The organism is Shinella sp. 838, from assembly GCF_029623935.1.
GTDB lineage: Bacteria > Pseudomonadota > Alphaproteobacteria > Rhizobiales > Rhizobiaceae > Shinella.
In genome coordinates this window covers 15,011-25,428 of the sequence record NZ_JARSBQ010000027.1, presented here as the reverse complement: position 1 = coordinate 25,428, position 10,418 = coordinate 15,011, and the positions used below count along the sequence as shown (strand labels likewise).

Below are 10,418 nucleotides of genomic sequence, written 5' to 3'. Positions count from 1 at the left end.
AGGGGTCGTGGCGGGGAAAAAACGGAAGGTTCGGCGCGCAGCGGTGAAAGCCGTTTTTTTTCCGACGCGACAAGCGGCTTGCCGCGCCTGCCCCTTGATCCGGGCGGCCGGCGATGTCAGGGGCGAAAGAGATGATGCGGCCCGTCGCCGGGCCTCAGTGCCGGGGGCGCAAGCCACCGACCGGACAAGCGATCGTTACCGGGATCGGCGGAGACGGCCTCCGGCTGGCTCCGTGCTCGCATAGAGCGCGGCCGACCGGAACGGGCGGTGGCCCAACCAACTATGTCATTGCATATTTCGCATGGAATACGTATATTAGGTATATCCAGAATCGAGGCTGACGATGAAGCAGTTCACCTTTTCCGACATGAATCGGGCATCCGGGGAAATCCTCGAAGCCGCCCTTATCGAGCCCGTCGCGCTCACCAAGCGCGGCAAGCAAAAGCTGGTGATCCTGACGGCCGACGCCTATCAGCGCCTGAAGGGCGAGACACATGCCAAGGCGTACCGCCTGGAGGACGCGCCCGACGAGATCCACAATGAGCTGATGACCGGCATCGACGCAATCCTCGACGATGCGGGTCGCGATGTTTGAACGGGGGCAGGTCGTCCGATTCCATTATCTGTGGGCGCGGCAAGCAAGCGCGGGCGAAGAATCTGGTCGCAAAGCGCGTCCGGTCTGCATTGTCGTGCGCACGCCCGGCAATCCGGGCGCGGTCTATCTCTTTCCGATCACATCGCAGGAGCCAAAGAGCGACCGCGTTTCGCTTTCGCTCTCCGAAATGGAATGCCGCCGCGTGGGCTTGTCCTTTCCTTGCTGGATCATCCTTGATGAATACAATCGTGTGGAACTCGACAAGGCATTCGACTTCGACTCGACCAAGCCCATCGGGAGCGTGAGCGCGGCTTTCCTGGAAAAGGTCGCGGCCGTGATCAAGCAAGCTTCCGCCAGCCGCCAGGTCAAGGGCGTCAACCGATCATAGGGGGGAATGACATGGCAATGACCGATTATGAACGCGCCGCATTCGAGCGTCTTCTGAAAATCGCCAGAAGCGACACCGGGCAATCCCGACGGGTCGCGGCATTTCTTCTGGCATGGTGGAATGCTGACCGCCTCGGCGGCTTCGATCTGACGGACCTGTTCGGCGTGGATCAGGTAATTGCCGCCGATATGGGGACTGTGTTCGTCTGCCTCGGCCGCCAGTCCCAGGCATTCTACCCCGAAGAGTATCAAGCCGAGATCGAGGCTCTTATCGAGGCTTGGCGGCCCGAGATCTGGGCCGAGAGCCAGAGCTAAGGGTCTTATGGGCGGGAAGGGAGTTCGAGGGGTGGGGCTCCGGGGCACCCCTCGTCCTGGCCGGCGCCGCTCGATGCGGCAAGGGACAGGAACACGAGCGCCGGCGCGGAACAGTCTCTCAATCCCGTAAATGCAAAGGGATGCCCCTCCTTTCGGCGGGGCATCCCTTCTGGCCGCGCGGCGTGATGCCTATGGCGCGTTTTTCGCCGCTGGCCCTGTAGAAATCAGCCGCTTAATATGCGCGCGAAGCTCAGCCTCCGTTCCGGCAAACCGATCCTGCCCTTCGGGATAGTGATCGTCCAAGCTTCGTTTTTCGAGGCCCTCGTCGCTTCGTAGATGTCGCCATTGTCGGCGGTCACAGCGATCACAGCGGACGGGCGTTCGGATGCCGGCTCCGGCTTCGGCAAGGTATAGGACACCAGCCAGCTTGGGCCATGCGAGTTTCGCAGCGCCTGCAATATGCCGATCGTGCGGGCATTCATGCGTCACCGCCTTTCGATGCAATGGGGCTCCCGACTTGAGATTCATCGTCTGGGACTGTTTCAAGCGCGGCGGCCGTACGGGGGAGGGAGCAAAAGTGAAGGCGATCCCGAACGATGCAGGAAAAGCCGCTATCGGTGGAAATCCGGAATCCTTCGGGAGTCTCTTCCTCAAACCATCGGTCTCCGGCTTCGATGCAATCGCGAATATTGTTTAAGGTGATGAAAAATGCGCCGCCCCAGGACGAGGGAAAGCAAGAGTGAATTGCATTGGCCAATGCCATGGGACGGACATGGCCAGTGATCTCCCCACTATTGGAGATGACGACTGGATGCGCGGGCTTCATGGTCTACCCTCCGATATGGTGATGATGGATGCGAGCGCCGCCATTGCCGGCGGCACTCCTATTGTCCCGATCATGATTTCAGGGCGGCCATCCGCTCGCCAAGCAGCCAAAGGGCCTTGTTCAGCTTGATATCCTGATCGATCCCGTTGACCGCGCGGGACGTCGCACGGCGCGGCCTGCCGAGGTCGTCGCGACCGACGCCGCGCAAACCGCCCTTGATGGCGTTTTCCTGCACCACATTCCACGTCGTCCAAAGATCGTTCGCACGGTCGTCGTGGCGGCGCGGGACAAGCAACTGCTCCGGCTTGATCGGCGTGGTCGTCTCGCCTTCATTGTCTCCGAAGCGGAGAACATGGGCGGCATCCGCCAGAATTTGAGCCTCCTCGGGCTTCATGCGCATGGTCGACCAATCTTGCGGGGCGGCAAGGGTGCGTTCTGCCTCGCCGAGAACGCGATAGGTGCCCTCGATGACCTTGTGCTGCACGTCGCCGGAATGGCGGACCTTGATGGCGTCGATGGTGCCGGTCTGCGTCACGAGGGAATTGAGGCAGCGGACGCGGAAAAGCCCGGCCATCAATTCGTAGGCGCTGGTTCCGTCATTGGCGTTCTTGAGGAGGATTTCGCAGACGGTATCCCCGACATTGTAAACCTTGCCGTCATCGATGCGGCGCATGCGAATGAGGTGCTTGGTGAAGTCGGCCTTGCCTTCAGTGCGGCTGCGGGACTGCTTGGCGCCGACCGGCATGAAGCCTTCGTTCATGAGGCGGCGCAACACCTCGATGGTCGGGATGGGTTTGAAACGCTCGGACCTGCTCTCATGGGCGGTCACGGCAAAGATGGACGGCGCGAAGCTGCGCATTTCGGTTTCGGTCAGGGCGCGGCCGGTGTCGAAACGGGCGGTGTGGGTGTAGATGCTCATTTTCTGTCTCCATGTTTCCCGAACTCCCGCCGGGGAAGCCCCCTTGGGCGAAGCCTCCCCGGTCTGTCCGGGGGAATGGCCTCTGACATTCCCCCGGACAGAGGGGGGAGGGCGAAGCCCGCCCCATGGCGGCGGTCGTTCGGGTCAAGGGGTCGTGGCGGGGAAAAAACGGAAGGTTCGGCGCGCAGCGGTGAAAGCCGTTTTTTTTCCCGACGCGACAAGCGGCTTGCCGCGCCTGCCCCTTGATCCGGGCGGCCGGCGATGTCAGGGGCGAAAGAGATGATGCGGCCCGTCGCCGGGCCTCAGTGCCGGGGGCGCAAGCCGCCGACGGACAAGCGATCGTTACCGGGATCGGCGGAGACGGCCTCCGGCTGGCTCCGTGCTCGCATAGAGCGCGGCCGACCGGAACGGGCGGTGGCCCACCGGGATATCGAAGAAGATCACAATCATGGAAGCACGCCCGTTTCGCACGAGGCTCCGGAAAACCCTACGGCGCAATTGGGGAGCGCGGGTTTCCTCCGCCTGCTCCGCTCACCGGCAAGGCCGGTTCGCTGCGGCCGCGGCCGCGCCGTCCTCACGGCAGGCGGTCGATGGCCCTCGATCCGATCAAACGTGTCTAGGAATGATCATGCACCCGGCTTTTTGAAACCAGGTTGAAGAGCTGCGCGATGACGTCGGTCGTGTAGACCTGCTCCCCGTCGCGTTCATAGCTGGAATTCGAGATCCGGGATTCCACATAGACAAGGTCGCCTTGCCCGACGTTGCCTTCGATCCACTCGGCCTGCTTCTTGTCGAGGATCGTCACCTGGACCCAGTCGGTCGCGTTTTTCCGATCCCCATCTGCCATCCATTCGCGATTGGTCGCGATGTTCACTTTCAGCACATTTTTGAGCGGTATCATATTGCCGACATGGCCAAGAAGGGTGTGACGGTTGACAGTTCGCATGGATTTAAACCTTCCTTAACTGCTCGAAACCGTTTATTTGTGCAACTCGAACCAATGCCGCTCGGTTTGGCCAGAGGTGTCATTCTTGATGTCGAAATAGTAAGGCTCTGACCTGAGCGGTCGGGACATGGAGACCGTTTGTATGCAGCTTCGCTGCCGATCAGAGTTATAGAGACCGTGCGTATTGCCCTGGCAAACGTTGACTGTCTTGACGCACAAGTCGCCGTTCCTGGCGAAGCCATTGCGGTCCCTGCTGCTCCCGACCTGATAGCCCTCCGGGCATTGCGCATACCTCTCGTAGCCCGGCGCTCCCGTGCCTCCTTCATGGCAGGTCGGCCAGTCGAACCCCGGTTTCTTCATCGCGGAGATCAGCCGGTTCATCGGCGGGTGGCAGGCGGGCACGCCCCTCCAGGATGGATTGGACGACGAAGCGCACAGCAGGACTTCGCAACCCCACTCGCTTGCGAAAGCCGGGGCGGGAAACACGGCGGCCGTCAGAAGCATTCCGACGATGACGTTTACGGGTGTGGCTTTGGCAGACATCGGCAACCTTCTCATCCAATATACTAATTCGTAAATTATAGTTTATCCGACGATGGCGAGCAAGCGTAAGAAGCCTGACACTGATCTTGGCACGATGATCCTGCGAAACATGGCGATGGTCATGGAGCGCGAGCGGGAGAAGCGTGAGCTGACGAAAAAAGAGATGGCGCGCGTCTGTGAGATCACCAGCCCCTTTTATTTCGCTATTCTCAACGCGACAGCGAACCCTTCCCTGCAGGTCATCACCCGGATCAGCACGAATTTGAAGGTTCCGCTGCAAGAGCTGATGATGGGTGTCAAATCCAGCGACGGTTGACATAGATCGTCCGCACGGCTTGCCGCCGTGCTGACGCAGTTGCGCGTTTCGTAAACTATATTTAATTACCGCCCCTAGGTGTTTCATGCCGAACACGGCATTCGGACAAAAGGGGATCAACATCTTGAAGTACCCGGTGATATCAGCGCTGCTCCTGGCGGCGTCCACGGCGTCGGCTGCAGACAATCCAATGTGGCGCAGCGGCTTCACCTGGTCCTGCGCGTTTTCGACGGTCATTCGATGCGAGCGGGCGACCGATTGCGCATCGAGCGGGGAGGCGGGCAAGATCGCGGTGGCTTATCGCGAGAACCAGTGGATCGATCCGCAGGGAAAGACCCATCCGATCAAGCGCCACTATGTGCAGACCGTCGCCGGCAGTCCGATCGGCAGTGAGGTGAAGATCGAACTCGATACAAACGAGGTGATCTGGCTTTCACCGGCCGATGCGGCCGGAACATTTTCGGACAACTGGATCGGTGCGATGCTTTCGCCGAAAGCCGGCGTGATCGTGCAGGAGCTTCGGCCGCTGATCTGCAAGCCGATAAAATAGGTCTCAGCCATTGTGGCGTTCAGCTCTTCTGCCATGGATGGGCCTCATGCGACCTGACGCCCGTGGTTGAACCTTAACGCCCAGGCGCCGATGGTCTGGCTGTTGTCGGCGCGCGTTGCTCTCAGCCGGGAGAAGCCCGGCACGAGTGTCGGCTTCGCGTCGAAGGTCATCGGGATCGAGTAGATGTCCGCTGCGTAACGGTTCTGGAACCTGGCCTCGGCCTTTTCGACGAAGGTCGGTCCGATATCCCTGAATATCGACAGCAGGATGAGGACGATCCCCGTGCCTGCAACGACCAGTGACGTGCCAAACGGGGTTATCGTGGAATCAAAGGCGGTCGCGAACGGGTAAACCGTCGAAGGCAGAAGCAAGACCAAGGCGAAGAGCGTTTTTTCCCACCAGAACGTCGGTGCGCGCGGGAGTTCTTTTTTCGCCTCATCCATATCGGATCTCCTTCAAAGTCTTTTGTCAACGAAAAACATAGACGAAGGGAGGTAGCGGATCAATTCTCGCTGGTGCCTAAACGCTCATTTTGATACGTTATAACATATCGCATAAGTTCTATTATGGAACCGCGGCTTATATCGCTCGCGAAACAATGACAGCATTTTCAGCGTGCTGCAGGCCTCATAGTAGTCGGAGCAACTCACAACGCCGTCAGGTGTAGGCCGGTGCACATTCTCGACAACCCGCTGCGACAATCTGGTCATCGAACCCCGTTGTAATTTCTTCATTATATATTATATTATATTGTATAATGTATCGAAACATGGAGTCAGGCATGTCTGCCATCAAGATTTCTGAGAAGCTATCGGTCTCGCCGCAGCCGAGCGTCGACGTCATTCGGTCCCTGCGCAGCTTGGGGTTCACGACGCTGATCAACAACCGACCGGACGCCGAAGACGCTCTCCAGCCGGGAACGGACGCCGAAAAACAGGCGGGCGAGCATTGCGGCCTGTCCTACTCTTTCGTTCCTGTCACGCTCGGCACGATCACCGAAGCGGACGTGCGGTCGTTCCAGAAGGCGCTCGACGACTCCGGCGGACCGGTTTTCGCACACTGCAAGTCCGGCACGAGATCTCTCAGCCTGTACCTGATCGGGGAGGTCCTCGACGGCCGGATGGCTGCTGAGGACGTCGTCGAATTCGGACGAGCCAACGGCTTCGACACTAGTGCAGCTGCGGCATGGCTCGAGCAGAACGCAACGCGTCGCCCGAAGGTGATGGGCTTCTTCGACAGGCGCACCTGGAGCGTCCAGTATGTTGTGTCCGATCCAGCGACGGGCAAGTGCGCCATCATCGATCCAGTGCTCGATTTCGACGAGAAGGCCGGAGCCACTGGCACCATAAACGCCGACGCGATCCTCGACTATGTCCGGGAGAATGGCCTGACGGTGGAGTGGATCCTCGATACCCACCCACATGCCGACCATTTCTCCGCGGCCCAGTATTTGAAGGAGAAGACCGGTGGCAGAACCGCGATCGGCGAACGCGTTGTCGATGTTCAGAAGCTCTGGAAGGAGATCTACAACTGGCCTGAGCTAGCGATCGACGGCTCGCAATGGGACCGGCTTTTCGCACATGGTGAGACGTTCAAGGTCGGCTCCATCGACACCAAGGTGATGTTCTCGCCAGGGCATACACTTGCCTCGATCACCTATGTGGTCGGCGACGCGGCCTTCGTTCATGACACGCTGTTTATGCCCGACAGCGGCACGGCGCGCGCCGACTTCCCCGGCGGTGATGTCCGCATCCTATGGAAGTCGATTCAGGATATCCTCGCTCTCCCGGACGAGACACGCATCTTCACCGGACACGACTACCAGCCGGACGGCCGTGCTCCGCGCTGGGAAAGCACCGTGGCCGAGCAGAAGAAATTCAACGAGCATCTTGCTGGCGTGACAGAAGAACAGTTCGTGACGCTCCGGACGAAGCGTGACAAGACGCTGCCCATGCCGAAGCTCATCCTGCATGCCCTGCAGGTGAACATCCGCGGTGGGCGACTGCCGGAGCCGGAAGCGAACGGCAAGCGCTACCTGAAGTTTCCGCTCGACGCATTGCAGGGAGCCGCATGGGAATGAGCACCGACTCAGAGAAAATGATGAAGGCGCGGCTCTCTCCCGCCGAGATGGCGGGCCGAGCCGGAGCCGTCGCCGATCTTCTGAAGACGTTGTCCCACCAGGCGCGTCTGATGATCGTATGCACGCTGGTCGAGGGCGAGTTCTCGGTCGGCGAACTCGAGGAAAAGCTTGACGTCCATCAGCCGCATCTTTCGCAGCATCTGACCGTGCTGCGGAGCTCTGGCATCGTCGAAACCCGGCGGGAGGGAAAGCAGATCTTCTACCGCCTGACCGAGGAGAAAGCCGCACAGCTGGTCTCCGCCCTCTATGACATCTTCTGCGTAAAGGAAGAGACATGAGCATCTATTTCCAGTCGCTGAGCGGCGGCATGTTGATCGGCGCCTCCGCGGTCATGCTCCTGCTCTTGAACGGCCGGATTGCCGGCATCAGCGGCATTGTCGGGCGTCTGGCTCAAGGCGTCGGCCTGACCACCAATCTTGCGTTCGTTCTTGGCCTCCTGCTCGGGCCGCTCGTCTACCTGCTGGTCATTGGTGGCTGGCCGACTGTTGAGATCATCACAGCCTGGCCGCTGATCATCGTGGCCGGACTGCTGGTCGGCTTCGGCTCGCGGATGGGATCCGGCTGCACCAGCGGACACGGCGTGCTCGGGCTTGCCCGCCTGTCGCCGCGATCGATGGTGGCCGTTGCCACATTCCTGTCCGCGGGCGTGGTCGCGGTCGCCATTCTACGAGGTTTCGGACTATGAACAGGACCATCTATCAGTTCGGCGCCGCCCTCTTATCCGGCATCGTCTTCGGCTTCGGCCTGTCGCTTTCGGGCATGCTCAATCCGGTTCGCGTCCGAGGCTTCCTTGACGTCTTCGGCAACTGGGATCCAAGTCTTGCCTTCGTCCTCGGCGGCGCCGTCGCTGTCGCCTTCATCGGCGTTCAGGTGATGAAGAAGATGCGCCATCCCACCTTCGACGACAGTTTCCATGTGCCCACGACCCGGAAGATCGACGCGCCGCTGCTCATCGGATCGGCCTTGTTCGGAATTGGCTGGGGGATCGGCGGCTTCTGTCCCGGCCCTGCAGTCGCCTCCCTATCGGTTGGCATCCCACAAACGGTGTTGTTCGTCGCCGCCATGTTAATCGGTATGGCAGTCTACGACAGAGCGTGGAGCAGAAGAACATGATTGGTTCCGTTCTAGCGGCTGTCGGCTCCGGCGGGATCGTCGGCTTCATGCTCGGCCTTCTCGGCGGCGGCGGCTCGATCCTGGCGACCCCGCTCCTCCTCTACGTCGTCGGAGTCGCGCAGCCTCATGTCGCGATTGGAACCGGTGCGCTTGCAGTTTCGGTCAACGCTTTCGCGAACTTTACGAGCCACGCAATCAAGGGACACGTCTGGTGGCGGTGCGCCGCGGTGTTTGCAGCGCTCGGCGTCCTCGGCGCGCTAGCAGGCTCCAGCCTCGGAAAGGCGATGGACGGAGACCGACTGATTCTCCTGTTCGGCATTCTGATGGTCGTCGTCGGCGCCCTGATGCTTAAGCCCAGGAAGCCGCCGTCGGTCGAAAGCCGGCCGATCGACCTTAAGATGTGCTTTGTCACAGCAGCCGTGGCGCTGGCCGCCGGAGCGGCGTCAGGCTTCTTCGGGATCGGCGGGGGGTTCCTGATTGTGCCAGGTCTGATGCTGGCAACCGGCATGCCGATGATCAATGCGATCGGCACGTCGCTTCTGTCCGTCGGCGCCTTCGGACTGGCGACCGCGCTGAACTATGCGGCATCCGGGCTGGTGGACTGGTGGCTTGCAACGGAGTTCATCGGTGGAGGCATCGCAGGCGGCATCCTCGGAATGAGGCTGGCAACTCGACTGAGTGGCTACAAGAACACACTCAACCGTCTGTTCGCGGCGCTCATCTTCGTCGTCGCTGGCTACATCTTCTACCGAAGCTGGGGGCCGACGATGGCTTGATCACAATGTCCGCCACGGTGCCTCTGTGCGTGGCGTTCCACTCACGACGCCGGGAATAATGGGCGCTACAGACAAGGTGCTACCTTGGGTCCAACGCTCCGACATACGCAGGTTGCAGCGTTCAGACGCTATGCCTTTCTGCTTATGCCAACTGTCCGTTCAAATTGGGGGGCGACACGAGAGCCTTTCGGGGCTAATTCACAATTGGCGCGATTATTGGCGCTCTTGGAGGACTCATCGGGCTCGGCGGCGCGGAGTTCCGCCTCCCAATCCTGATCGGGCTCTTCAACTTTGCAGCGCTTGAGGCTGTCATCCTCAACAAAGCGATGAGCCTCGTGGTCGTTGCGACCGCGCTTCCTTTTCGGGCAGGAACCGTTCCGTTCAGCGCCGTCGCCGACAATTGGCCGATCGTCCTCAATCTTCTCGCCGGAAGCCTGATCGGCGCCTGGTTCGGCGCAGGCTGGGCGACAAAGCTGCGGTCGGAGACGCTCTACAAGGTTATCGCCATCATGCTCGTGGCAATCGCGATCGTCCTGGTGTTCGGGCACGACGCGACAGCCGGCCAACCGATGTTGACCGGCGTCAGCCAGCTCATCGCGGGTGTTTTCGCCGGCTTCATCATAGGCATCGTCGCATCACTGCTGGGAGTAGCGGGCGGCGAACTACTGATCCCGACACTGGTTCTCCTCTTTGGAGCGGACATCAAGCTCGGTGGCAGCCTTTCGCTTGCCATAAGCCTGCCAACCATGCTGGTCGGGTTCACTCGCTATAGCCGTGATCGGAGCTTCTCTGTTATCAGCCGCAACAAGGCCTTTCTCTTGATCATGGCTGCCGGTTCGATTGTCGGCACCTTTGTCGGCGGCTTGCTTCTCGGGATCGTTCCGAACGCGGTACTGCTGCCAGCCCTAGCGATCATCTTGCTGATCTCCGCAGTGAAGGTGTGGCGGCATTAGTGGCTCGCGGGCGCCAAAATTGCGATGGTTTGCTATCGA

17 protein-coding genes are annotated in these 10,418 nt (G+C 60.4%); 12 read left to right on the top strand and 5 right to left on the bottom strand.

Annotation, left to right across the window (positions count from 1 at the left end):
- The first annotated feature begins 343 nt into the window (after positions 1 to 343).
- From P9A16_RS34025 to P9A16_RS34015, 3 genes are read left to right on the top strand one after another with little or no spacing between them, the layout of a single operon-like run.
- Positions 344 to 595: a type II toxin-antitoxin system Phd/YefM family antitoxin gene (locus P9A16_RS34025; RefSeq protein ID WP_064334353.1), complete on the top strand. Its 252-nt coding sequence runs from the start codon at positions 344 to 346 to the stop codon at positions 593 to 595.
- Complete coding sequence (locus P9A16_RS34020) at positions 576 to 983, top strand: type II toxin-antitoxin system PemK/MazF family toxin (RefSeq protein ID WP_278026474.1); 408 nt, start codon at positions 576 to 578, stop codon at positions 981 to 983. The genes P9A16_RS34025 and P9A16_RS34020 overlap by 20 nt, the downstream gene beginning before the upstream one ends.
- 11 nt (positions 984 to 994) lie before the next feature.
- Entirely contained in the window at positions 995 to 1,297 is a 303-nt protein-coding gene (locus P9A16_RS34015; protein WP_336620644.1) for a DUF7673 family protein, read from the top strand.
- Between the two features lie 224 nt (positions 1,298 to 1,521).
- Here P9A16_RS34015 and P9A16_RS34010 read toward each other — a convergent pair whose 3' ends face one another.
- Positions 1,522 to 1,779 (bottom strand): hypothetical protein, encoded by a 258-nt coding sequence (locus P9A16_RS34010; protein WP_278026473.1) that lies wholly within the window; start codon positions 1,777 to 1,779, stop codon positions 1,522 to 1,524.
- A 35-nt stretch (positions 1,780 to 1,814) separates the two neighbouring features.
- Between P9A16_RS34010 and P9A16_RS34005 the strand changes: the two genes are divergently transcribed.
- Complete coding sequence (locus P9A16_RS34005) at positions 1,815 to 1,994, top strand: hypothetical protein (protein ID WP_278026472.1); 180 nt, start codon at positions 1,815 to 1,817, stop codon at positions 1,992 to 1,994.
- A 199-nt stretch (positions 1,995 to 2,193) separates the two neighbouring features.
- Here P9A16_RS34005 and P9A16_RS34000 read toward each other — a convergent pair whose 3' ends face one another.
- The 3 genes from P9A16_RS34000 to P9A16_RS33990 all read right to left on the bottom strand — a co-directional run bounded on the left by P9A16_RS34000 (position 2,194) and on the right by P9A16_RS33990 (position 4,531).
- Positions 2,194 to 3,042, bottom strand: coding sequence for a DUF932 domain-containing protein (locus P9A16_RS34000; protein WP_278026471.1), 849 nt, complete (start codon positions 3,040 to 3,042; stop codon positions 2,194 to 2,196).
- A 616-nt stretch (positions 3,043 to 3,658) separates the two neighbouring features.
- Positions 3,659 to 3,988 (bottom strand): single-stranded DNA-binding protein, encoded by a 330-nt coding sequence (locus tag P9A16_RS33995; RefSeq protein WP_256120082.1) that lies wholly within the window; start codon positions 3,986 to 3,988, stop codon positions 3,659 to 3,661.
- Between the two features lie 33 nt (positions 3,989 to 4,021).
- Positions 4,022 to 4,531: a hypothetical protein gene (locus P9A16_RS33990; RefSeq protein ID WP_278026470.1), complete on the bottom strand. Its 510-nt coding sequence runs from the start codon at positions 4,529 to 4,531 to the stop codon at positions 4,022 to 4,024.
- 52 nt (positions 4,532 to 4,583) lie between these two features.
- Between P9A16_RS33990 and P9A16_RS33985 the strand changes: the two genes are divergently transcribed.
- Entirely contained in the window at positions 4,584 to 4,847 is a 264-nt protein-coding gene (locus tag P9A16_RS33985) for a helix-turn-helix domain-containing protein (RefSeq protein ID WP_050746458.1), read from the top strand.
- A gap of 124 nt (positions 4,848 to 4,971) precedes the next feature.
- Positions 4,972 to 5,397, top strand: coding sequence for a hypothetical protein (locus P9A16_RS33980; protein ID WP_278026469.1), 426 nt, complete (start codon positions 4,972 to 4,974; stop codon positions 5,395 to 5,397).
- Between the two features lie 44 nt (positions 5,398 to 5,441).
- Here the strand turns inward: P9A16_RS33980 and P9A16_RS33975 are convergent, their stop codons facing one another.
- Entirely contained in the window at positions 5,442 to 5,840 is a 399-nt protein-coding gene (locus tag P9A16_RS33975; RefSeq protein ID WP_278026468.1) for a hypothetical protein, read from the bottom strand.
- A gap of 338 nt (positions 5,841 to 6,178) precedes the next feature.
- On the opposite strand from P9A16_RS33975, the gene blh reads away from it, so the two are divergent.
- The 6 genes from blh to P9A16_RS33945 all read left to right on the top strand — a co-directional run bounded on the left by blh (position 6,179) and on the right by P9A16_RS33945 (position 10,379).
- Positions 6,179 to 7,477 (top strand): bifunctional sulfur transferase/dioxygenase Blh, encoded by a 1,299-nt coding sequence (gene blh / locus P9A16_RS33970; protein WP_050746461.1) that lies wholly within the window; start codon positions 6,179 to 6,181, stop codon positions 7,475 to 7,477.
- Positions 7,468 to 7,815 carry a sulfite-sensing transcriptional repressor BigR gene (gene bigR, locus P9A16_RS33965; RefSeq protein WP_088016576.1) on the top strand — a complete coding sequence of 116 codons (348 nt, stop codon included), beginning with the start codon at positions 7,468 to 7,470 and terminating at the stop codon, positions 7,813 to 7,815. The genes blh and bigR overlap by 10 nt, the downstream gene beginning before the upstream one ends.
- Positions 7,812 to 8,222 carry a YeeE/YedE family protein gene (locus tag P9A16_RS33960; RefSeq protein WP_050746463.1) on the top strand — a complete coding sequence of 137 codons (411 nt, stop codon included), beginning with the start codon at positions 7,812 to 7,814 and terminating at the stop codon, positions 8,220 to 8,222. The genes bigR and P9A16_RS33960 overlap by 4 nt, the downstream gene beginning before the upstream one ends.
- The gene (locus P9A16_RS33955; protein ID WP_050746464.1) at positions 8,219 to 8,650 is read left to right on the top strand and encodes a YeeE/YedE family protein; all 432 of its coding nucleotides are present in this window, start codon (positions 8,219 to 8,221) and stop codon (positions 8,648 to 8,650) included. Before P9A16_RS33960 ends, P9A16_RS33955 begins: the two co-directional genes overlap by 4 nt.
- Positions 8,647 to 9,426, top strand: coding sequence for a sulfite exporter TauE/SafE family protein (locus P9A16_RS33950; protein WP_197284035.1), 780 nt, complete (start codon positions 8,647 to 8,649; stop codon positions 9,424 to 9,426). The genes P9A16_RS33955 and P9A16_RS33950 overlap by 4 nt, the downstream gene beginning before the upstream one ends.
- A gap of 203 nt (positions 9,427 to 9,629) precedes the next feature.
- Complete coding sequence (locus tag P9A16_RS33945) at positions 9,630 to 10,379, top strand: sulfite exporter TauE/SafE family protein (RefSeq protein WP_082342766.1); 750 nt, start codon at positions 9,630 to 9,632, stop codon at positions 10,377 to 10,379.
- Positions 10,380 to 10,418: the final 39 nt, after the last annotated feature.